Annotated in this window: 19 protein-coding genes; 7 read left to right on the forward strand and 12 right to left on the reverse strand. The window is 62.4% G+C overall.

Going from position 1 to position 21,871, the window contains the following annotated elements; all coding sequences use genetic code 11:
- Positions 1-64: 64 nt before the first annotated feature.
- Positions 65-484 (reverse strand): RNA polymerase-binding protein DksA, encoded by a 420-nt coding sequence (dksA, locus tag J5N58_RS00740; RefSeq protein ID WP_112685083.1) that lies wholly within the window; start codon positions 482-484, stop codon positions 65-67.
- 280 nt (positions 485-764) lie between these two features.
- On the opposite strand from dksA, the gene J5N58_RS00745 reads away from it, so the two are divergent.
- The 4 genes from J5N58_RS00745 to J5N58_RS00760 all read left to right on the forward strand — a co-directional run bounded on the left by J5N58_RS00745 (position 765) and on the right by J5N58_RS00760 (position 4,609).
- Complete coding sequence (locus J5N58_RS00745) at positions 765-1,274, forward strand: SixA phosphatase family protein (protein ID WP_112828166.1); 510 nt, start codon at positions 765-767, stop codon at positions 1,272-1,274.
- 94 nt (positions 1,275-1,368) lie between these two features.
- Complete coding sequence (locus J5N58_RS00750) at positions 1,369-2,844, forward strand: YcjX family GTP-binding protein (protein WP_244709153.1); 1,476 nt, start codon at positions 1,369-1,371, stop codon at positions 2,842-2,844.
- Complete coding sequence (locus J5N58_RS00755) at positions 2,841-3,926, forward strand: YcjF family protein (RefSeq protein WP_244709155.1); 1,086 nt, start codon at positions 2,841-2,843, stop codon at positions 3,924-3,926. Before J5N58_RS00750 ends, J5N58_RS00755 begins: the two co-directional genes overlap by 4 nt.
- Positions 3,927-4,060: 134 nt before the next feature.
- Entirely contained in the window at positions 4,061-4,609 is a 549-nt protein-coding gene (locus tag J5N58_RS00760; protein WP_112828163.1) for a hypothetical protein, read from the forward strand.
- Between the two features lie 32 nt (positions 4,610-4,641).
- Here J5N58_RS00760 and folK read toward each other — a convergent pair whose 3' ends face one another.
- From folK to folP, 3 genes are read right to left on the reverse strand one after another with little or no spacing between them, the layout of a single operon-like run.
- Positions 4,642-5,166 (reverse strand): 2-amino-4-hydroxy-6-hydroxymethyldihydropteridine diphosphokinase, encoded by a 525-nt coding sequence (gene folK, locus J5N58_RS00765; protein ID WP_280519871.1) that lies wholly within the window; start codon positions 5,164-5,166, stop codon positions 4,642-4,644.
- Complete coding sequence (gene folB / locus J5N58_RS00770; RefSeq protein ID WP_112828162.1) at positions 5,147-5,518, reverse strand: dihydroneopterin aldolase; 372 nt, start codon at positions 5,516-5,518, stop codon at positions 5,147-5,149. Before folB ends, folK begins: the two co-directional genes overlap by 20 nt.
- Complete coding sequence (gene folP, locus J5N58_RS00775) at positions 5,515-6,384, reverse strand: dihydropteroate synthase (protein ID WP_244709158.1); 870 nt, start codon at positions 6,382-6,384, stop codon at positions 5,515-5,517. Before folP ends, folB begins: the two co-directional genes overlap by 4 nt.
- Before the next feature lie 102 nt (positions 6,385-6,486).
- Here folP and J5N58_RS00780 point away from each other — a divergent pair, with 102 nt between their 5' ends.
- The gene (locus tag J5N58_RS00780) at positions 6,487-7,113 is read left to right on the forward strand and encodes a DUF922 domain-containing Zn-dependent protease (protein WP_113457074.1); all 627 of its coding nucleotides are present in this window, start codon (positions 6,487-6,489) and stop codon (positions 7,111-7,113) included.
- Between the two features lie 290 nt (positions 7,114-7,403).
- Here J5N58_RS00780 and J5N58_RS00785 read toward each other — a convergent pair whose 3' ends face one another.
- On the reverse strand, positions 7,404-7,724 hold the full coding sequence (locus tag J5N58_RS00785) for a 2Fe-2S iron-sulfur cluster-binding protein (RefSeq protein ID WP_112828270.1): 321 nt from the start codon (positions 7,722-7,724) through the stop codon (positions 7,404-7,406).
- Between the two features lie 176 nt (positions 7,725-7,900).
- Complete coding sequence (locus J5N58_RS00790) at positions 7,901-8,272, reverse strand: Hpt domain-containing protein (protein ID WP_244709160.1); 372 nt, start codon at positions 8,270-8,272, stop codon at positions 7,901-7,903.
- A 479-nt stretch (positions 8,273-8,751) separates the two neighbouring features.
- Here J5N58_RS00790 and J5N58_RS00795 point away from each other — a divergent pair, with 479 nt between their 5' ends.
- Positions 8,752-15,156: an apolipoprotein A-IV repeat region-like domain-containing protein gene (locus J5N58_RS00795; RefSeq protein WP_244709162.1), complete on the forward strand. Its 6,405-nt coding sequence runs from the start codon at positions 8,752-8,754 to the stop codon at positions 15,154-15,156.
- Between the two features lie 170 nt (positions 15,157-15,326).
- On the opposite strand, the gene J5N58_RS00800 is transcribed toward J5N58_RS00795, so the two are convergent.
- The 6 genes from J5N58_RS00800 to J5N58_RS00825 form a co-directional block, all read right to left on the reverse strand.
- Positions 15,327-15,944 (reverse strand): ABC-type transport auxiliary lipoprotein family protein, encoded by a 618-nt coding sequence (locus J5N58_RS00800; protein ID WP_244709164.1) that lies wholly within the window; start codon positions 15,942-15,944, stop codon positions 15,327-15,329.
- Positions 15,945-15,977: 33 nt separating this feature from the next.
- Positions 15,978-17,348, reverse strand: coding sequence for an MlaD family protein (locus J5N58_RS00805; RefSeq protein ID WP_112828157.1), 1,371 nt, complete (start codon positions 17,346-17,348; stop codon positions 15,978-15,980).
- A gap of 3 nt (positions 17,349-17,351) precedes the next feature.
- Entirely contained in the window at positions 17,352-18,170 is an 819-nt protein-coding gene (locus J5N58_RS00810; protein WP_112828156.1) for an ABC transporter ATP-binding protein, read from the reverse strand.
- Between the two features lie 9 nt (positions 18,171-18,179).
- A complete protein-coding gene (locus J5N58_RS00815) occupies positions 18,180-19,328 on the reverse strand; it encodes an ABC transporter permease (protein ID WP_244709166.1) in 1,149 nt (382 codons plus the stop codon).
- 186 nt (positions 19,329-19,514) lie between these two features.
- A complete protein-coding gene (locus J5N58_RS00820; protein WP_244709168.1) occupies positions 19,515-20,375 on the reverse strand; it encodes a UDP-2,3-diacylglucosamine diphosphatase in 861 nt (286 codons plus the stop codon).
- A 160-nt stretch (positions 20,376-20,535) separates the two neighbouring features.
- Positions 20,536-21,132 carry a TetR/AcrR family transcriptional regulator gene (locus J5N58_RS00825; RefSeq protein WP_244709170.1) on the reverse strand — a complete coding sequence of 199 codons (597 nt, stop codon included), beginning with the start codon at positions 21,130-21,132 and terminating at the stop codon, positions 20,536-20,538.
- Between the two features lie 376 nt (positions 21,133-21,508).
- Between J5N58_RS00825 and J5N58_RS00830 the strand changes: the two genes are divergently transcribed.
- On the forward strand, positions 21,509-21,661 hold the full coding sequence (locus tag J5N58_RS00830) for a hypothetical protein (protein ID WP_162708179.1): 153 nt from the start codon (positions 21,509-21,511) through the stop codon (positions 21,659-21,661).
- Positions 21,662-21,871 lie beyond the last annotated feature (210 nt).

Consider the following 21,871-nt stretch of genomic DNA (forward strand, 5'->3'; position numbering starts at 1 on the left):
TTGGCCGGCATTTTCTTTTCCGGCCCTGGGCCGGCAGTTCATTTCATCCTCGCCCGGAGGGATATCACTCGTCGCGATAGACTTTCTCGCGACGCTCGTGACGCTCCTGCGCCTCGATGGACAGCGTCGCAATGGGACGTGCATCCAGCCGCTTCAAGCCGATCGGCTCGCCGGTTTCCTCGCAATAACCGTAGGTGCCGTCTTCGATGCGCTGCAGGGCTGCATCGATCTTCGAGATCAGCTTGCGCTGACGATCGCGGGCCCTGAGTTCGATGGCACGGTCTGTTTCCGAGGAAGCCCGGTCGGCGAGATCGGGATGGTTGGCGCTTTCTTCGGCAAGGTGATCGAGGGTTTCCCGCGCTTCCCGGAGGATGTCGTTCTTCCATGCGATGAGTTTTGCCCGGAAGTATGCCCTCTGGTTTGCGTTCATGAACTCATCGTCTTCCGAGAGAACATAATTGCTAAGATCGATCTTCTCACTCAACGCGATTCTCCTGAAGAACATCTCAATGGGCGGGTGTATAACCTTTCGGTAAAACAGGTTCAAGCCTTCTGGACGTTTTCAAGGCATTTTTAAATCTGTCACATTTTTCAGCTAAACGCATAGTATTTAACCACTATTTCATTTTTCGCACTCGACGGGCCGCAAGTCCTGGTTGATGGCCGACAGGCCTCGCCTCCTATCGGCCTTTAGCAGCAGTTGACGGACCTCCCTGTCAACGGCTAGGTCAATGCCGAAGTCCATTCGCGGAAAATCTCACCGGATGTCTCTCGTAACCCCGCCTCCCGATCGTATCTATCTGCTGCGGCATGCGAAATCCGGCTGGGCGATGCCTGGACAACGCGATTTCGACCGTTCCCTCGACGACGCCGGATATGCGGAGGCCGAACTCGTGGCAGACGCGGCGGCCGACAGGAACTATCGTCCGGAACTGCTGATTTCCTCGACTGCCGTGCGTTGCCGGCAAACGGCAGATGCCATCCAACGGGCGTTCCCCGGCGAAATGGAATGCCGTTTCGTTGACGAACTCTACAACGCGCCGGCCGACAACTACCTCGAAATTCTCTCCGCGCTGGAGGGCTACGGCTCGGTAATGCTCGTCGGCCACAATCCCGCGATCGAAGAAGTGCTGATCTCGCTTGCCGGCATGGATGCGGCAAACCGCTTCATTCCGGAGGGTTATCCGACCGCGGGTCTTGCGGTTCTGAACTACGGCGCGCCTTCTGCATCGGGTGAAAAGCCCTGGCTGCTCGCGGATTTTCTGGTCGGCTGACGAAGGCCCCCAGCGGAAAGCACGCCGCCTCGTCTTTCGGGCTTCGCCACGGCACCCTATATTGGCGCTGCAGACCATTGCGGGAAAAAGACAATTGCCTCCTTCGCTGACCAGCCTTTCCGATGAAGCAGCCATCGTATTCGACAATCTCACGGACCGGGCCGCCAATCTCGTCAATCCGACGCTGAGGCTCGGCGTGACCGGCCTGTCGCGCGCCGGCAAGACCGTCTTTATCTCGTCGCTTGTTCACAATCTCCTGCATGGCGGCCGCCTGCCCCTGTTCGAGCCCGTCCGTTCCGGCCGTGTTTCAAACGTCCGGCTGGAGGAACAGCCCGACGATGCGATCCCCCGCTTCCAGTATGAGGATCATATCCGCGCCTTGGTCAAGGATCGCGTCTGGCCCGATTCCACCCGGGCCATCTCGGAATTGCGGGTGACGATCGAATTCAGGAGCGCCAGCGGCTGGAACCGACTTTTCTCGCCCGGACGGCTTTCGATCGATATCGTCGACTATCCCGGAGAATGGCTGCTCGATCTGCCGCTGCTCGGACAGGATTTTCGCGAATTCAGCGAAAACACCGCCGCACTCGCAAAAAGGGGCATTCGCGCCGAACTGGCGCGCGACTGGCTGGCACATTGCTCCGCAACCGTGATGGATGCCCCCGCCGATGAAATGACCGCCCGCCGGCTCGCGGAAAGCTTCACCGCCTATCTGAGAGCCTGCAAGTCGGACGAGCGATCGCTTTCGACGCTGCCGCCCGGCCGCTTCCTGATGCCCGGCGATCTCGAGGGATCGCCGGCTCTGACCTTTGCGCCGCTACCCGACTTGCCCGAAACCAAGGCTCCGAAAGGCTCGCTCCGGGCAATGATGGAGCGCCGTTACGAGGCCTACAAGACGGTCGTCGTCAAACCCTTCTTTCGCGAGCATTTCGCCCGTCTCGACCGGCAGATCGTGCTGATAGACGCGCTGCAGGCGATCAACCGAGGGCCGGAAGCCGTGCAGGACCTCGAACGGGCTCTGGCCGACGTCCTTGCCTGTTTCCGGCCGGGCTCGAATAACCTGCTGACATCGCTGATCCGCCGTCGGATCGACCGCGTTCTCGTCGCCGCCACCAAGGCCGACCACCTCCATCACGAAAGCCACGACCGCCTGCAAGCGATTACCCGACGGCTGGTCGAGCGCGCCATCCACTCGATCGGCATGGCAGGTGCCGGCATCGACGTCATGGCTCTCGCCTCCGTCCGCGCGACCCGGGAAGCCAATGTCCGCCGCGACGGCCACGAACTTCCCGTTATTGTCGGCACCCCCATGGCCGGCGAGACGATCGGCACGGAGCATTTCGACGGCCACCGCAAGACCGCCGTCTTTCCGGGCGACCTTCCGGAAAACCCGGAGGCCTTTTTTCACGCATTGGACGACGCCACCTCGCCCGGCCATCTGCCCGAACTCAACATCGTGCGCTTCCGTCCCCCCATGCTGGAGGAAACGGGTGGTGGCATAACACTCTCGGTGCCCCATATCCGGCTCGATCGCGCCATGCAATTCCTGTTTGGAGACCGTCTCGCATGAAGGATTCCAAATCCCCGACTGCGCCGCCGTCAAACGGTCGCCGCCCCGCTTCCTTCAGTGTCGAACCCGACGAACCGATCCGGCCGACACCGCAGCAGCGGCGCTCACCCCAGAGTTTCGATCATGACGTCGATATCGTTCCAGATGAAGCCGACCCGTTTCTCGGCGTGGACCTCGGCGGCGAGCAGATTCCGGTGGCGGAACCGCGCAGGCGCACATTCTCTTTTGCGCGCATAGCGTTCGGCGCCTTCGGCATCCTCCTTTCGCTGGCGATCGGCCTCTGGATCGACAGCCTCATCCGCGATCTCTTCGCCCGCTCCGACTGGTTGGGTTATGCGGCTATCGCCGTACTCGCGGTCGGCCTTCTGGCGCTGTTGATCGCCGTTAGCCGGGAAATCGCCGGGATCTACCGGCTGGATGCCGTACAGAAGCTCAAGGAAGACGCCGAACGCGCGGCGGCGGAAGGTATCAGGCCCGCCGCCCGCGCCGTCGTCGCGAGGCTCGTGCGGCTCGTTGCGTCCAAACCGGAAACCGCCCGTGGCAGGCGCACCCTCGCTGAAAGCGACGAGGACATCATCGATGCGCCGTTGCTGATCGAGCTTGCCGAAAGGGAACTAATGGCTCCGCTCGATACCCGCGCCCGCGCCCTCATCCTTGGTGCATCGAAACGCGTGTCGGTCGTTACCGCCGTCAGTCCGCGTGCCGTGGTCGATCTCGCCTATGTGCTGTTCGAGGTCGTGCGGCTGGTGCGGGCCATGGCCGAACTCTATGGCGGCAGGCCGGGCGCTTTCGGCATGCTGCGCCTCTTGCGCGACGTCATCACCCACCTTGCCGTAACCGGTTCCATCGCTGTCGGAGACAGCCTCGCCCAGCAAATTCTCGGTCACGGCCTTGCCGCCCGCCTGTCGGCCCGCCTCGGCGAAGGCGTCATAAACGGCCTGATGACAGCGCGAATCGGCATCGCCGCCATGGACCTCTGCCGCCCCCTTCCCTTCAAGGCCTTGCGCCGCCCCGGCATCGGAGACTTCATCTCGGATCTCGCTCCGAAGTTGACAGGCAAGGCCCCGGATGCGAAGGAATGACATACCGTCGCCGCACGGAAGTCGTGTTGCCGCCACGGACAGTTGAAGTGTTGACGCTCCAATCAAGGAACCGTTAACCACTTTCACCTTATTCTTCATGCGGGTTTATTGGTTGCTCGTACCAAGGTAAGTCGATGTCACCTCGTTTCTTTTCGCCAGTCGGCCGCGTGGTCGCCGCATCCGTCGTCGCCACGATCGCCACCGCTCCGGCTGCCGATGCGGCCTCGCGCGACAAACGCTTTTTCCAGCAGGTTGCCGGTGTTTGGAAAGGTCCGGGCGAAATCGTCGCCGGCAAGTACAAGGGTACCAAGTTCACCTGCAACCTGACAGGCCAGCCGGCCGAAGGCAAGGAAACCGGCATGACGCTCGACGGCACCTGCCGCGTTGGCGTGTTCTCTCAGCCGATGCGCGCCGTCATCGCGCAGGTCGACGGCAACTACAAGGGCGAGTTCCTTGACGGCGCCGACGGCAAGGGCCTCGACATTGTTTCGGGTCAGGTCAACGGCGACCGCGTCGTCATGGGCATCAACCGCGCCAAGCTGAATGGCGCCATGGTGGCCCGCATCGAAAAAGACACCGCGATGAACATCACCATCTCGGTCAAGGTCGAAGACCGGATGATTCCCGTCATCGGTCTCAAGCTTAATCGTCAGGCATCCGCCATGGCGGTCGCCGAGGAATAGCTTTCACCTCGAAGGCAAGCGACTGAAGGATTTCAACCGCGCCACCAGGCGCGGTTTTCGTTTGCAACGACGATTCCGCCTGCATCCGCCTCGCCAAGCCAATCGGAAACGGTCCGCCCGTCCACCTCAAGATCGGGAGCGATATCGGCAAGGGGCATCAGCACGAAGGCGCGCTCCGTCATGCGCGGATGCGGCACTTTCAGCGCCTCCTCGTCATGCTGCTCGTCGGCATAGGTCAAGATGTCGATGTCGATGGTCCGCGGCCCCCAGCGCTCGATCCTCTCACGCTTCATGTCACGCTCGATGTCGAGACACAGCGCAAGCAGCGCCCTGGCGGAAAGCGTGGTCTCGACGGCCGCGCAGGAATTGTAGAAATCGGCCTGATCCGTCTTACCCCAGGGCGGTGTGCGATAGAGACGGGATACGGCCGTGACGCGGCAATCCGGTCGCGCATCGAGCCGACGAAGCGCAAGCGCCATCGCGGCGACCGGGTCCCCGATATTGCCGCCGAGCCCCAGCGTAGCCGGACGCCAGGCATCATTTGCTGAAGTGTTCAACACTCACCTGTACATAGTCGAGAATGCCGGGAACGGGCGCACTGGGCTTGCGCACGGTAATCCTGGCCCGTTTGATCGGCTGGAACCGGGCGCAAAGCTCCCTGGCGATCGAAAGTGCCAGCGCCTCGATCAAAAGCTTCCTGTTGGTGGTGACGATTTCCTCGATCACCTTGAAAACGATCCCGTAATCGACGGTGCCGTCGAGATCGTCGTTCTCGGCAGCCTTAGCGCCGGCCACGTCAAACTCCGCATCGACGTAGAAACGCTGGCCGAGAAACTCCTCTTCCGGATAAACGCCGTGCCGGGCGAAGAAGGCGCAGTTCTTCAGTGTGATGGTGTAGATATCGGTCATTGCTCGCCTTCCCTTGAAGCCTTGCGGCCCGCGGCCACCATAGCATCGGCGACGAGCAGCGCGTCCCTGTTGATCGCGACATTGTGCACCCGGAAAACCGAAGCCCCCTTGAGGCGTAGAAGCGCGGTCGTCGCGGCCGTCGCAGCATCGCGCCCGGCGGGCTCGCGGCCGGTGACGGCACCGAGGAACCGCTTTCGGGACGTGCCGACCAGCAGCGGACAACCGAGACTGGAGATTTCCCCCAGCCGGGCCATAAGTTCGAAATTCTCCTCCGCCGTCTCCTTGGCGAAGCCGAACCCCGGATCGAGCGTGATCGCCTCCCGCGCAACACCCGCAGCCGACGCGATATCAAGCGAACGCCCCAGAAATGCGAACTGATCCGCCACCACGTCGGCAAGCTTCTGCCTGTCGCGCCCCGTATGCATGATGCAGAGGCCCGCGCCGGTGTTCGCCGCCACTTCGGCGATGTCAGGCTCCCGCTGCAAACCGAAAACGTCGTTGACGATATGCGCCCCGGCGGAGACCGCTGCCCGCGCCGTCTCTGCACGATAGGTGTCGATGGAGATCAGCGCATCTGTCTCTCGCGACAGACGTTCGATCACTGGCAGGACACGGTCCTGCTCCTCGCCGGCGCTGACGGGATCGCTTCCCGGACGGGTCGATTCGCCACCGATATCGAGGATATCGGCACCTTCGGCAAGGCAGGCAAGCGCATGCTCCACCGCCTTTTCGACGCTGAAGTGCCGGCCGCCATCGGAGAAGGAATCGGGCGTAACGTTGACGATCGCCATCAGGCGGCCCTTTTCTCCAAGTAGAAGTTGCCGTCCATGGGCAAGGTGCCAGTTCGTGACGTTCCCGGAAACCATGACCGGCCCTTTCCACTCTTTAAAAAATTGCGGGCACCGATATTGCGCTCGCTGTCGCTATGCCCCAAGGTCGCGGCGAATACAACATTGCGGATACGAAGAATGACGTTTGCAAACCGGCTGGGGATCATGGCCATCACTGCCACCATGCTGGCGCTTTCCCCCCTCCAGTCGCAAGCAGAGACAATCGTCAGCAAGAGCTTCAGCTACTTCCAGATCGGCGGCCGGACCGCCGAGGAACTCGACCGGGAACTCGAGCGTCGCGGCCCGATGACGAAGACCAGCGGCAGCCGTCATCCCGGCGCGACCCAGATAAGATTCGGCGGCGAAATCACCTATCTTCCATCCGATGGACGCTGTTCCGTCGGCGAGGTGAAGGTGACGTTGAAGACCAGGATCATCCTGCCTCGTTGGAAGAACCGCAACCGCGCCGACCGGGAACTCGGTCTGATCTGGGATGCGCTTTCGAGCGATATCAAGCGGCACGAGGAGCGCCACGCGGAAATCGCCCGGCAGCATGCCCGCAAACTGGAGCAATCGCTGAAACGCTTGCGACCCGCGCGTGACTGCGAAACGCTTCAGGCAAAGGTATCGGAAATCACGGCCAAAGCCGTCGAGGAACATGACAAGGCTCAGATCGCCTTCGACCGCATCGAAGCGGTCAATTTCGAGGACCGGCTGATTCGCATTCTCGAATACCGCTCCAGAAGCAAAAAAGCCCAAAACTGAAGGGTGATCCCTCGACACCCCCGTAAAAGCGGCCGTTTGGCGGCGAAGCTTGCGCGAAACTTGCGCACTGCCCTGTGAATAATCGGCTATTTCTTCCGATAGCACTTGATGAAAAGCTGAAATACAAGTGTCATGATACTTGTAAGTTCATCTCAGTTGTAAGCGGGTCCCCGAGTTCTCCTGGCGCATCATGGTGCCGCAGGTGTCTCCTCCCTCGCCTGCCAGGGCGATGCGCCCACTTGCCTCGCTCTTCGCTGGTCGACGAGCGAGGCTTTTTTTGGCGGCCGGGTTTAGCCCTGGCGTTCGGGCACGTGCACGGTCAGCCCGTCGAGGGCCGCCGTCATCTTGATCTGACAGGACAGGCGCGAATTCGGGCGCACGTCGACCGCAAAGTCGAGCATGTCCTCTTCCATCGGCGAAGGGGAACCGGCCTTTTCGACCCATTCCTCGTCGACATAGACATGACAGGTGGCACAGGCACAGGCGCCGCCGCATTCGGCATCGATCCCGGGAACCGAATTGCGCACCGCATTCTCCATGACCGTCGAGCCCTCTTCGGCAGAAAGGTCGAAACGGGTTCCGTCAAATGCGATGATAGTGAGTTGTGCCATGATGAGATGTCCAGACGTCGCGGATTGAAAACCGGCGAAGTCATCCACCAATTCTCCCTGTCAGTCAACATTTCGCGGGAGAGTGCATGTTGCATTGCGGCGCCACCGGGAAAGCATCGCGCCGCAAGCTGTATGCAAGCGGCGAACGCAAGTGGCGTTCGACCGCTGCCGAACCTTTAACGGCAGAGCTTGCAGATGAAGTTTTCGGCTTCGACGACCGCAGCCGCGACGGCAGCGATTGCGGCAGGCTCCTCGGCGCGGGTTTCAACGTCGGCAGCCGCTGCAGCGACCGCATGTGCGCCGACCGCATTGGCGGCGTTCTTCAGCCTGCGGGCGATCGCCTCGCGGGTTTCGGAACTTGCCGGATTGCCGAAAGCCTGCAGGCAACCCCGCGCCTGGCGGGCGAACATCTGCAGCACTTCCATTTCGAGCGCCTTGTCGCCCTTGGTCTGCTTGGCGAGGTATACGAGGTCGATCGGGCGGTTCTGGGAGGGGCAACGCCCGCCGGAATTTTCGGGGGCTTCAAACGCGATATTCAGCGCTGCCATGCCAATTTCCTTTTTTTATCTTTATTGGGTGCCATGATGTTTTTCATGGCGGCGTGCCTATCCGGTTAAATTCAGGCCCATTTTGGGCGAAAACCTCGAGACATGGTTAACAACCGTTAAACATTTGTCTCAAATGGTTTTTCCCTCTCTAAATTAGTTTAAATGCTGTTAACAACCGATATGCCCCGTTAGGAATGACAGGGCGATTAATTGTAACGCATCCGCGAATGTGTCACTACGATACGCTCATATGGGTGAAGGGTGTAAACCTTTGCCCGTTGGTCGGAAGATGATAAGGAATTGTCATTATGTGCTGAAGAAAAGCACTGTCCGGCCATTGTAATCCAATGGGATTTCCCTCTGGCGTGGCGGCAGAACGGCAATCCCTGAGTAAGGCGGTCAATGCCGCGCCCCTATTGCAGGCGGCTGAGGGAGCAAGGCAGAAACCGGCCGAGTAGGCGGTAACGAGGCGTAACCCTATGGCGAACAACAAGACGGTCGAGTCGATTGACGACAGCGCGTTCCAGGCACTCGAGGCGGCTCTGAGGATCGACTTCGACGAAGAAGAAAAGCCCGCGTCGAAAACTCGACCGGCGCCACACGCACCGGAGGCCAAAGTGTCCGAGTCCCATACCTCCCGCCCGACTGCTGCACAACAGAAACAGGCGGAACGACGGGCACAACGTGCCGGCGAACTCGCTCCCGAGCCCGCGCCCAAGGCGCCCGCTTTCGAACCGGCCAACGATGCCTCCCGCCGCAGCCCCGCCGCGATCATGAAGTCGCTGGAAGGCGCTTCGATGCGCTCGGCCATCCGTAACGCCGCCATCGTCTCGGTGCTCTGGGTGCTCGGCGCGATCGGCCTCTCCCAGCTCCTTTACGGCAACCAGATCTGGCAGGCGGCGACAGTGGCCGATGTCGTGGCAATGCCCGGCGTGGTCGCCATCGCGATCGGCACCGTCATCCCGGTCCTGCTCTTCTTTGCATTCGCCATCATGATGGCCCGCGCCCACGACCTGCGCAACGCCGCGCGCTCCATGGCGGAAGTCGCCCTGCGCCTTGCAGAGCCGGAAACCATCGCCTCCGAACGCATCATGACCGTCGGACAGGCTGTCCGTCGCGAAGTCTCGGCCATGAATGAAGGCATCGAGCGCACGATCGCCCGCGCGACCGAACTCGAAACCCTCGTCCATTCCGAAGTGACCGCGCTCGAACGCAGCTATACGGACAACGAACTGCGCGTGCGCGGCCTCGTCCACGAACTCGGCTCCGAACGCGACGCAATCGTCAACCACGCCGAGCGCATCCGCACTTCCATCGTCGGCGCCCACGAGCAGCTGAAGGAGGAACTCTCGCTCGCGACGGAAGAGATTTCCGTGCGTCTGGCGACCTCCGGCGAAGCCTTCGCCTCGCTGATCGACACCCGCGCGGCAGCCCTGATGGAGAAATCCGACGCGGCGGCCAGCGCCATTGGCTCGCTGCTCACGGCAAAGACCGAAAATCTCGTCCAGACGCTGAGCGCCTCGGGCATTTCGCTCGCCAGCGAATTCGATACACGCCTCAACCAGCTCACCGGAACGCTGGCCGAGCGCGGCCGCGAACTCCTCGGTGAATTCGAGACCCGCGCCTCCACGCTCGACGCCAATACCGAAAAGCTCAACGCGGCGCTGAGCGAGCGCGCACGCCAGCTCAATGAAACGCTGGTCGAAAGAACCCGCGAGATTGCCGAGAAGCTGACCACCGGCGAACAGGGCATCACCAATTCGCTCGGCGAAGCGCTGGCCAAGCTCAATGCGAGCCTCGACGAGAAGGGCCAGACCTTCCGCCAGAGCCTGCAGTCCAGCGTCGACGATGCGATCGTCGATCTCGACCTGCGTTCCGGCCTCTTCGAAGACCGTCTCCAGGCCACCATCGGCCAGGTCAACACCGTCTTCGACGAGCGCGTGGCGGAATTCGCCAGCGCCTTCGACCAGCGCGCCGGCTCGCTCGACAGCAAGCTCATGGAAAGCCTCGCCCGCATCAACGAAACGATCAGCGGCGGCTCCGAGGCGATCGACGGTATTCTGAACTCCAGCATCGATCGCCTGGGCTCGACGCTCACCGACCAATCTTTTGCGCTCGCAACCGCAGTCGGCACCGGTCAGGAGCTGATCGACTCGGCGCTGGCCAACCGCGCGCAGGAAATCGCGGACGCCATGTCGGCCCGCGCCCAGGCGCTCACGGAAAGCCTGGAGAACGCGCAGCGTCGTATCGACTCCGTCATGGAAGAGCGTGGCGGCGCACTTTACAACGCGCTTGCCGACAATCAGTCGCGCTTCGAGGAAACCCTTACGAGCCGTGCCGAAACGATCGTCAACGCCCTTTCCGGCAATCATGATCGCTTTGCCGAAACGCTTGATACCAAGAGCCGCGAAATCGCGCAGACGCTCGCCGAAGCCCAGGCGCGCCTGGACGAGACCTTCGACGGTCGCGCCGAAGCCATCGGCCTTGCCCTCTCGCTCAATCACGACCAGATCGCCGAAACGCTGGAAGCCCGCAACCGGGAGATCGCGCAGACGCTCGCCGAAGCCCAGGCGCGCCTGGACGAGACCGTCGACGGTCGCGCCGAAGCCATCGGCCTTGCCATTTCGCTCAATCACGACCAGATCGCCGAAACGCTGGAAGCCCGCACCCGCGAGATCGCGCAGACGCTCGCGGAGGGACATGCGCGCCTGGACGAGACGTTCGACGGCCGCGCCGACGCCATCGGCCTTGCCCTCTCGCTCAATCACGACCTGATCGCCGAAACGCTCGAAGCCCGCACCCGCGAGATCGCGCAGACGCTCGCGGAGGGACATGCGCGCCTGGACGAGACGTTCGACGGCCGCGCCGACGCCATCGGCCTTGCCCTCTCGCTCAATCACGACCAGATCGCCGAAACGCTGGAAGCCCGCAACCGGGAGATCGCGCAGACGCTCGCCGAAGGACATGCGCGCCTGGACGAGACCTTCGACGGCCGCGCCGAAGCCATCGGCCTTGCCCTCTCGCTCAATCACGACCAGATCGCCGAAACGCTGGAAGCCCGCAACCGCGAAATCGCAAAGACCCTCGCCGAAGGACATGCGCGCCTCGACGAGACCTTCGACGGCCGCGCCGAAGCCATCGGCCTTGCCCTCTCGCTCAATCACGACCAGCTCGCCGAAACGCTGGAAGCCCGCAACCGCGAAATCGCTAAGACCCTCGCCGAAGGACATGCGCGCCTCGACGAGACCGTCGACGGCCGCGCCGAAGCCATCGGCCTTGCCCTCTCGCTCAATCACGACCAGCTCGCCGAAACGCTCGAAACCCGTACCCGCGAGATCGCTCAGTCCATGTCGGAGCTCAAGGCGAGCCTTGACGAGACGCTGGAGACCCGAAGCCGTGAGATCGCCCTTGCCCTGTCCGAGGGACAGACGCGCCTCGACGAAACCCTCGACGGCCGCGCTTCGGCGCTCGTAGACGCCGTCACCGGGACCGAAACCCGTCTTGCGGAAGCGCTCGACCGGCGCACCAACGCAATCGTCGAAACGGTTGCCGAAGCCGACCGACGCCTCGAATCCACCTTCGCCGACAAGGCGGAGATGATCCGCAATGTTTATGGCGATACGCAGCAGCAGCTCGACATGGCGCTCGCAAGCCACACGTCCTACCTTACCTCCACCCTTGAGGACGCAGGCAGCCAGATCGAAAAGACCCTCAGCGAAGGTTCGGGCCGCATCGGTCAGACACTCTCGTCGGGCATTTCCGAGATCGATGACAAGCTCTCCGACACCCATGAGCGTATCCGTTCGACGCTCGATGACCGCAGCAACGCCATCAATCTGGCCCTCAATGACGCACGCAGCCAGCTGGAAACCACGCTGACCGAACACGGCACCTCCATGGGTGCATCGCTCGCAGCCAGCGCCGGCATGCTCGAGATGACTCTCGAGCAGCGCGAGGAAGCGCTTCGGCGCACGATCGACGAAAGCGGCAAGGCGCTCGACGAGCGCCTGCGTGGCACCGCTGAATCGCTGGTCAGCCGCATCGGCGACGCCGCCGGTGAAATCACCCGCACGGCAGAGGACTTCTCCGGCCGAGTCGAGCAGTCGGTCGGCGGCATGAGCGCAAGGATCGACGAGACCAGCGCGCGCATCGAAACGAGCCTCGGCACCCTGGAAGACCGTATCCGCAACGGCCTCGACGGCGTCGATACCCGCGTCGGCGATGCCGGCGAGATTTTCGCCGCGAAGCTGGCCGAAAAGGTCTCCGATATCGAGAAGGTGGGCGCCGAAACCGCCGAACGCGTCTCGCGCATCCTCGAGGAAGGCACCAATCGCGTCGCCCAGACCTTCGAGGGCCGCACCGCCCAAATCGACGAGCGTCTCTCCACCATGGACCGCGCGCTCAATATCGGCCTCGACAATGTCAATCGCACCATCGAGGGCAAGGCGGCCGGCCTTGCATCGACGCTGCGCAGCGCCGTGGCCGATGCCGCCCGCGAACTCGATACGGAAGCGCAGCGCTCGGTCGATCTGCTCAACCAGAGCGGCCAGCAATTTGCTGAACGGATCGGCGAGCGCAGCGCCGAGCTGAGCCGCGCCGTCGAAGAGCGGTCCGAGGATCTGGCAAAGCGCATTGCAGAGACCCAGAGCCGCCTTGCCGGCCAGGCCGCATCGGTCGCCCAGACCTTCTCCGAAGCCGGTGACATCATTGCAAACAAGGTGGCCGAGGCGGAAACCCTCGTCGGCAGCCAGATCCAGGCGCTGACCGGCACGCTCTCGGAAGCCGGCAACACGCTCGAAGCGCGCGCCGCAGCGATCCGCGAAGCCCTGAGCGGCAATACCGCGGAACTGGCTGAGACCATGGATACGGTCGACAAGGCACTGGAAGCGCGCGGCAACTCGATCCGCGCCGTGCTCGACGAACGCACCCGCGAACTCAACTCGATGCTCGCCGGCCGTTCGGCCGAGCTGTCGCGCCTGATCGACGAGAAGGCGACGCCGGTCATCGCGGAATATGCCGAGACCGGCCGCGTTGCGGCGGAACGCATCACCGAGGCCGCACGTCTCAGCGCCGAGCGCCTGCGCTCCGAAAACCAGGCCGTCGTGGCGGCGATCAGCGAACGCGCGGAGAAGGCTGTAGAGGCTCTTGGCACCGCCGAGAGCAGCATTGCCGAAAGCGCTGGCCGCCTGATCCAGCGTCTCGGCGAAAGCAATTCGAACCTCGCCGGCATGATCGAACAGGTGGCCACCAACATCGCCGCAGCCGACAGCCAGCTTGGCCAGACGACGGAACGCTTCACCGAAGCATCGTCCAAAGCCGCCGACCTCCTTTCCACCTCCAGCCGGCTACTTGACGGCAAGCTCGAACGCCTGTCGTCGATCTCCGACGATACGCTGTCGCAGGTCACCGCCATCGTCGGCCGTTTCAGCGACCATTCGAAGGTTCTCGGCCAAGCCTCCGACCTCCTGTCGGCAGCCCAGTCCAATCTCGTCGGAACGCTGGAAGACCGGCAGCAGGCGCTGCGCGATCTCGCCGTGGGTCTGGTCAAGCGCTCCGAAGAAATCGAAACGACCATGCGCGGCCTGACCAACATGGTCGAATCTGCCTTCGAGCGCGCCGAACAGCGCTCGGGTCAGGTGGCCGGAAATCTCCGGCAGGGCATCCAGACGTCGTTTGCCGATATCGGCAAGATCCTTTCGGAGACCGAAAAACAGGCTCAGGCGACGGCCGGCAGCATGCGCAACGCGCTGCTTTCCGCCGGTGAGGAAGCCAACCACTCGATCGAGAAGACCCTCTCGGAAGCAGAGAAGCGCTCCGCCGATCTCGCCGACCGTCTGCGCGGAGGCCTCTCCGCATCGCTTTCCGATGTGGACAGGCTGCTCGGCGAGGCCGGCCGCAAGTCGGATGGCGCGGCAAACCATCTGCGCGAAGCCCTGCGGCAGGCAGTCGAGGAGGCCGTCAGCCGCTTTGCCGGCGCCACCGACGAAATCCGCCGCTCCGCCCAGGACATCCGCAAGGAACTCGACCTGACCCGCAGCGAGCTGAAACGCGGCGCCTTCGACCTTCCGGAGGAAGCCAAGGAAAGCGCCGCCGCCATGCGTCGCGCGGTTTCCGAGCAGATCAAGGCATTGCAGGACATTTCCCAGCTTGTCGGCCGTTCGACCCAGTCGCTGGAAATCTCCGAACCGGTCGCGCGCCGCCTGGCCGACGCCCGCCCGGCTGAACAGCCGCGCAGGGCCGCTCCGGCGCCTGCACCTGCCCCGCAACCGGCTCCTGCTCCGGCACCCGTGCAAACACGCGCCAGCGAACCGCTCGGCCTGCGCGGCAGCCTGAACGTCACTGCTGCCCCGGTTCCCGCCTCGGCTCCGGCCCCGGCCCCCCGCCAGGAAACCGGCGGCTGGATCAGCGACCTGCTGCGCGGCGCCTCGCGCGACGAGGAACAGGAAATGGCAGCCCCCCAGCCTGCCCGTCCTGCGGCACCTCGCCCCGCGGAACAGCAGCCCGCACAACAGCGGCAGGCCGACACCCGCAATCCGCGTCATATGGTGGAATCGCTGAACTCGCTTTCGGTCGATATCGCCCGCGCCATCGACCACGATGCCTCGGTCGAACTCTGGCGGCGCTATCAGCGCGGCGAGCGCGATGTCTTCACCCGTCGCCTCTATACGCTGAAGGGCCAGCAGACCTTCGACGAAATCAAGCGCAAATACGAGCGCGAGCCGGAGTTCCGCACCGCTGTCGACCGTTACATCAACGACTTCGAAAAGCTGCTCGCCGACGTCGCCCGCACCGACCGCGACAAGAGCGTCACGCAGTCCTACCTGACGTCGGACACGGGCAAGGTCTACACCATGCTCGCCCACGCTGCCGGCCGCTTCAACTGAGCCGCAAGCACCGCAGAAGACCAAGCACCGCAGAAAACAAGGAAAAGCCCCCGGAGCCGATAACTCCGGGGGCTTTTCTTATCGATAGAGATCTCTGGATGGCCTTGAGCCGGCTCAGCCAAACCCTTATCAGCCCTGTCTTGTCATCACCGAAGGCCGGTTGCAGGCGATCAAAGCTGCGTCATCGTCCAGGCAACGATTTCCGCGGTCACCTGACCGAAGGCACGGTCCATCGCCCGGATATAGACCTCGTTGGTCGAGCCGCCGGTCGGTACGGAAGCGCTGAAGGCACGTTGCGCCTTCACGGTGCCGTTGCGGTCGTTGAGCAGCTTGGCCGAAATCTCGACCACCGCGCGGTCGCTGCCGCTGGTATCGATCTCGAAGGCGCGAATATCGGTAATCAGCTGGTAATCGATCGCCAACCCCTGCCCCGGCTTGCCGACACCACCGAGTTTGCCGGTGTTCTCGAACGCTTCCACAAGCTTCGACTGCACCATCCGGCTCAGCTTGTCGCTCCACTGGGCATTCGAGAGGTAACGGATTTCTGACCCGGAGACCCGGACCAGCACCTGTTCGCTGTCAACCGCTTTCAGGGCCGAAGGATCGGCGATCAGAAGCTGCCGGTTACGGGCGGAAGCCGTGGTTTCGACCGCCGGCGAGGCTGAGAGATCGAAGGTATCGTTCTTCGGAGCCGAGCTGCAGGCACTGAGCCCGCTCAAAGCAAGTGGCATGACGATCGCCGCAAGAAGCCCGATCCGTCGACGCGCCAGCAAACCGCCTACTTTCATGTCAGCCCTGTCCTTTCGGCCTTCGATCATCATTCACCGCCGAGTCCGTCCGTCATACTGCTTGACGGTTTCGCCGCCGAAAATCAACCGCTGCGGGTCGCGGTCGAAGTTGGTGATCGCATCGTTGAGATCGCGCATGGTCTGCCGCGTATCCGTGACGAGCGACTGGATATCCCTCAGACCGCCGCCAGAGAACCGTGTCAGGTTGTCGGCGATCGGACCGATCCTGGCATTCAGGTTCTCGGCCATGACACGAATGGATTCCAGTGTCTTGCGCGCCTCGACCGTCAGGGAGTTGGTGTCGTCCGAGCCGAGAATGCCGTCGACCTTCTTCAGAATGCCATCCACCCGCTCGGAAGCGTTGTTCAGCTTGTTGGCAAGCTGGGTGAAATCGGTGATCGCCTGATCGATATCCTGGCGCCGGTTGGTGACGCTCTGGCTGAGATCCTTGAACCCCGCAACGGCGGTTCGCGCATCGGCGGCGGCAACGGAAACGTCGTCGACAACGCGGCCGACCTTCTGGCTGTCCACCGCATCGATGAGCTTGGTGACCTTCGTGAGGGTCTCGTCTGCATGCACGCCGAACTGTTGGAAGGTGGAGGCGGTCTCGCGGAAACCGTCGATGGCCGGCGCGATCTTCTTGGAGGCGTCTGCGAAATTCGCGGTCGCCTCCTGCGTATTGGTCAGGATCTTGTCGATCTTTTCGGAATTGAGCGACCGGAACAGATCCTCGGCCGCCGCAAGGGTCGAGTCGAGCCGTCCGGAAAGACCCGAGACGGATTCAGACAGCGCGCTGACGCTCTCCAGGAACTTGTCGATGCCATCGGCATTGTCCGCGAGAGCCTTGGAGAAGGTCTCCGCATTCTTCACCGTATTGGTGAGCGGCGTCCTCGAATCCTCGATAAAGCCCTGCAACTCGCCGATTGCGCTGTTCGCCCGCTGCAGGATCTTGTCGGCGGTCGCAAGCAGGTTGGTCACGCTCGATTGGTCCGCGATGATGACGGCCGGCTCGCCGGTCGAGATCGCCTTGGCCAGGATGTTTTCGTCTGCCGCATTACCACCGGAAAGCTCGATATAGGCGGCCCCCGTCAGCCCCTGGATTTCCAGGACGGCTTTCGTGGAGGTGGTAACGGGCGCGTCCGCACGCACTTCGGTAAAGGCAATGGAGAACTGTGGGTCCTGCTTGTCGATGTAGAGATTGCGCACCGAGCCGACGGCGATACCGTTGAACCTCACCGGTGAGCCTATGCTCAGGCCGTTTGCGGAGCCGGGAATGCGGATGGCAAGCGGCGCGACCGGGCCGCCGCGACCGTATTCCGCCATCCAGTAGACGAAACCGAATGCCGCCGCGATGACGAGCACCGTGAAAAAACCGACGATGGCGTAATTGGCTTTGGTTTCCATAGGTCAGTCACTCACCGGATTTTGCGCCGGAGCTGCCGGCCTCTCAATGGAACGGGCGCGCTTGCCCCTGAAATACGACCTCACCCATGCATCGTCGCAGGCGAGCATATCGTCTAAGCTTCCTTCGACCAAGACCCGCTTCTGTCCCAGCACCGCGATGCGGTCGCAGACGGAAAACAGGCTGTCGAGGTCATGCGTCACCATGTAGACGGTAAGACCGAGCGTGTCGCGCAACCGCGCGATCAATTCGTCGAATTCCGCGGCACCGATCGGATCGAGCCCCGACGTCGGCTCGTCCAGGAAGACGAGATCCGGATCGAGCGCAAGCGCTCGCGCAAGGGCAGCGCGCTTAATCATGCCGCCGGAAAGCTCGGACGGATATTTGTCCGCCGCATCAGGGTCCAGTCCCACCAGCTCGATCTTCAGATAGGCGAGTTCGTCCATCAGCCATTTCGGCAGATCGAGATATTCGCGCATCGGAAGCTGGATGTTTTCCTTGACGGTCAGCGCCGAGAACAGGGCGCCGTGCTGGAAAAGCACGCCAAGCCGGGTATCGAGCATCATCCGCTCGGCCTCGGATACCTTGTCATAATCGGCGCCGAGAATTTCGATCGAGCCGGAACGCCGTGGCAAGAGCCGCAGCACCGTGCGCATCAGCACCGACTTGCCGGCGCCGGAGGCGCCAACGAAACCGAGGATTTCACCGCGATAGATGTCAAGATTGAGATGGTCGAGCACGACCTTCTCCCCGAAGGCGACCGTCAGGTCGCGTACGGAAAGCACCGCCTCGCGCTTCTGCCTGCCGGAGGGTCTGTCAGCCATTACCCCTCCTCAGAAGTCGATTGCGGCGTAGAACATGGCGAAAAGCCCGTCCACGAGGATGACGACGAAGATCGATTTGACCACCGACGCGGTGACGTGCTGCCCGAGCGATTCCGCACTGCCCCCCACCTTCATGCCTTCGACCGCCGACACGATGCCGATGATGAGCGCCATGAAAGGCGCCTTGATCATGCCCGAAGCTATGGTCGAATAGTCGACCGCATCGTGCAGGCGGCCGGTGAAGACATCGAAGGTGATATCGGAATAGGCCCAGGCGACGAGTGCCGCCCCGTAAAGGGCCGCGAAGTTGGCAACGATGGTCAGAAGCGGTAGGGCGATGGTCAGCGCCACCAGCCGCGGAAATACCAGGACCCCGATCGGATTGAGGCCAATGACCTTCAGCGCGTCGATTTCCTCGCGCATCTTCATCGAGCCGATTTCGGCGGTGATCGCGCTGCCCGACCGGCCGGCGATCATGATCGCGGTCAGCAATACGCCGATTTCCCGCAGTTGCAGGATGCCGACGAGGTCGACGACAAAGACTTCCGCCCCGAAATAGCGAAGCTGGAAGGCACCCTGCTGGGCAATGATCGCCCCGATCAGGAAGGACATGAGCACGATGATGGGAACGGCCCTAACACCCATGTGGTCGAGCTGGTTCACCACGGACGCCGGCGAAACGCCGCTACCCCGGCCAAGCTTGGTCTGGGCGCCGCGCACCGCCGAACCCAGAACGAACATCATGGCGACGAAGTCCTGCCAGAGCTCAACCACCGTCTCGCCGATCGGCGCGAAAAAGCGCTGGAAGAGAGGCCCCCTGGCCTCACCCTTGCCCGGGGAGTTGACCTTTTCCGGCATGGCGGAAATGAGTTCCCGCATGGCTTCGGTGCCGCCGGTCACCGCGACGGAAACCCCTTCAGCCTTCTGCTTGGCAAGGAAGCGACGGATCAGCCACGCACCGGCGGTATCCATTGCCGAAATGCGCGAGAGATCGATTTCGACGATGCCGGCCTCGCCGTCAGCCAGGCGGCCCGCATCGTGCAGCATCGCACCGAGGCTGTTGTTGCGCCAGACCCCACGCAACTCGACCCGCCGTCCTGCCCGATCGGGCAGGTCGTGTATCTCGATCGACGCGCTTTCTGGATGAACCGGCTTCACTGTCCCGACGACTTCTACGCTTTGGCCATGCGCACTCGCCGGTGACGGCCGCCTGCGCGAAATACGATTCCTCGCAGTATAGCCGGACCGCACGAGGATGAAATCCTTAACCGGAGTTAAAGATTGTTAGGTGCAGCAAAACCACAACAAAAACCGGTCATTCCGCCGACCGGACGGCAAACGTCCTCACGCGGCGCGGACATCCTCGCCGGTATCCTGCTTGACCGGCGCGAGAGCGAGCGGAACCGGCGCCATGACAAGCTGCTTGGCGGGCTTGGCCGCGCCCACGAGATGCCCCCAGGAAATCAGCTCGAAGCGGCCATCCGGATGCTCGGCAATGGCGGTGCAGCTTTCCACCCAGTCGCCCGTGTTGATGTAATGGATACCGTCGATATCCTCCATGATGGCATGGTGGATATGGCCGCAGATCACCCCGTCGACCTCGTTTCGACGGGCTTCCTCGGCCACCACGCGCTGGAACTCGCCGATGAAGTTGACGGCCTGCTTTACCTGCTGCTTGGCCCAAGAGGAAAACGACCAGTAGGGCATCCCAAGCCGGCGCCGGAGTCCGGCGAGCACCACATTGATCGCGATGGCGGTGTCATAGGCCCAGTCGCCGAGATAGGCGAGAAGCCGCGCGTTGCGCACCACGACGTCGAACTCGTCCCCGTGCAGGACAAGATATTTCTTGCCGTCGGCGGTTTCATGGATCATGCGCTCGGCGACCTCGATGCCGCCGAAATGGGTGCCCGGGAAACCCCGCAGGAATTCGTCATGGTTGCCGGGAATATAGACGATACGGGTTCCCTTGCGCGCCTTGCGCAGCAGCTTCTGCACGACGTCGTTGCAGTCCTGCGGCCAGTACCAGCTCCGCTTCAGCCGCCAGCCATCGACGATATCGCCGACGAGAAATATCGTGTCGGCCTCATGCTGCCGCAAGAAATCGAGAAGAAAATCGGTCTTCGCCGCCTTTGAACCCAGATGCACGTCGGAAATGAAAAGGGTTCTGAAATGCCGCGTTTCCGTCTGCCCACTCACGGTCGCCATCCTCTGGATCTCGCCTCATGAAATCATGAACTGGCTCAAACCAGACTCGTGTTTCAGGATGATGACATGTTGGGGATATGCGACAGGGGACCGCACAAAACCGGGCAAAATACCCTGCCCGGTCGGCTTCTGGGGAGGAAGGTGCGACGAGAAGCTGCCGTCAGATGAGTTCCGGCAGCCGATGCCGGGACATGCGCCCCGCCTCCCCGCGCTCCACCCCGAGCGACACGAGAGCGAGTTCGGCGACCTCGCTGCCGGCATCGCGCCAGGTCTTGTAACCCTCCTGCACCAGCATCATCCCGGAAAGCGTCGCGCCGCCAATGATCGCCAGCGCGGAATTGGCCTGCTCCGGCGGGATCGTATAACGGCCGTTCTCGATCCCCGACCTGAGATCCTCGCCCGAGGTCCCCGCAAGAAGCCCCTGAAGCGTCCGGTTGCTGAAGCCGAAATGAACCATGAAACGGCCCCATTGCGGCTCCTCGTGCGACCTGCGAATGAAAAGCCGGATGCCGCAGGCCAGCCGCAGGGGAGGATCGCTTATCGTTTCCAAGGTGGCGCGCACCTTGAGCAGCATTTCATCCGCCAGGTCGCCGGCGATCTGCTCGAACAACATGCCGGGATCTGGTATGGTGTTGTAAACCGTCCCGCGGGCAACGCCCGCCTCTTCCGCAAGGTCGCTGATCGTCACACGATCGGACCCTTTTCGGGAAAAAAGCCGCATCGCGGCGTCATAGATACGGCATTTTACATTTGTCACGTGAAGGAACCCTCCATGGCCGCCGGCCGGACATGCTTCATCCGACGATCATTCCGGCAACAGAATCCGCCTGAAACCTTTTCATATCGCAATTGAGAGACAACCGGTCTCATATCACCCCCGGAAAGCCTTCGCCTTCCTTCCTCGCCCCTGGACGGGCGACAATGGCCAACCGACGGAATACCGGATTCTCTTTGGGCGATACCACATTGAACTCCTTAGGGCAGCCCCGTTCATGCCGCCTGCGTCAAATAGACGCTCGTGTTGACTTTTGAACATTCGTGTTCAATATAGACCGGAACTGATTACACATCAACATCTCATCCCGGGTCATGAGAATCGTTCTCCCGAAAAAGGCCCGACAAGGAGAAAATCCGTGAAGAAACTGATCGTCGCACTGGGCCTGGTCATGACACTCGCGGCCTGCGCACAGACCACAAGCGAAACCACAGGCAGCACCCCGTCCGGTAAATCGAAATACGGCATCGGTCCCACCTCGCTGCCGCCGGTCATCACGCCGTCAGTCTGATACCCGCCCCTCGGATCATCGGTTTTCGCCACCGCCACTGGCGAACGCCATGCCTCCGATGGCGCATGTCGGACCGGCCGATGCAGGTCCGGCAAAGCGCCGCGATGGCCGGATCGGGTCCGCCGTCCGGCCATCGCCGGTGCACTGTCGGCAATGCGGTTGCGATAGGAACCGAATGGGACTTCCACCGGAAGCCAATTGGTGTATTCA

It is taken from the genome of Paenirhizobium cremeum (genome assembly GCF_022884085.1).
GTDB classification, from domain to species: Bacteria; Pseudomonadota; Alphaproteobacteria; order Rhizobiales; family Rhizobiaceae; genus Allorhizobium; species Allorhizobium cremeum.

Excerpts from the sequence above, each read along its gene's own strand:
- J5N58_RS00745 (WP_112828166.1), top strand. The coding sequence starts at position 765 with ATGTCTCTCGTAACCCCGCCTCCCGATCGTATCTATCTGCTGCGGCAT.
- J5N58_RS00755 (WP_244709155.1), top strand. The coding sequence starts at position 2,841 with ATGAAGGATTCCAAATCCCCGACTGCGCCGCCGTCAAACGGTCGCCGC.
- J5N58_RS00760 (WP_112828163.1), top strand. The coding sequence starts at position 4,061 with ATGTCACCTCGTTTCTTTTCGCCAGTCGGCCGCGTGGTCGCCGCATCC.
- folB (WP_112828162.1), bottom strand. The coding sequence starts at position 5,518 with ATGACCGATATCTACACCATCACACTGAAGAACTGCGCCTTCTTCGCC.
- folP (WP_244709158.1), bottom strand. The coding sequence starts at position 6,384 with ATGGTTTCCGGGAACGTCACGAACTGGCACCTTGCCCATGGACGGCAA.
- J5N58_RS00780 (WP_113457074.1), top strand. The coding sequence starts at position 6,487 with ATGACGTTTGCAAACCGGCTGGGGATCATGGCCATCACTGCCACCATG.
- J5N58_RS00785 (WP_112828270.1), bottom strand. The coding sequence starts at position 7,724 with ATGGCACAACTCACTATCATCGCATTTGACGGAACCCGTTTCGACCTT.
- J5N58_RS00790 (WP_244709160.1), bottom strand. The coding sequence starts at position 8,272 with ATGGCAGCGCTGAATATCGCGTTTGAAGCCCCCGAAAATTCCGGCGGG.
- J5N58_RS00795 (WP_244709162.1), top strand. The coding sequence starts at position 8,752 with ATGGCGAACAACAAGACGGTCGAGTCGATTGACGACAGCGCGTTCCAG.
- J5N58_RS00800 (WP_244709164.1), bottom strand. The coding sequence starts at position 15,944 with ATGAAAGTAGGCGGTTTGCTGGCGCGTCGACGGATCGGGCTTCTTGCG.
- J5N58_RS00805 (WP_112828157.1), bottom strand. The coding sequence starts at position 17,348 with ATGGAAACCAAAGCCAATTACGCCATCGTCGGTTTTTTCACGGTGCTC.
- J5N58_RS00810 (WP_112828156.1), bottom strand. The coding sequence starts at position 18,170 with ATGGCTGACAGACCCTCCGGCAGGCAGAAGCGCGAGGCGGTGCTTTCC.
- J5N58_RS00820 (WP_244709168.1), bottom strand. The coding sequence starts at position 20,375 with ATGGCGACCGTGAGTGGGCAGACGGAAACGCGGCATTTCAGAACCCTT.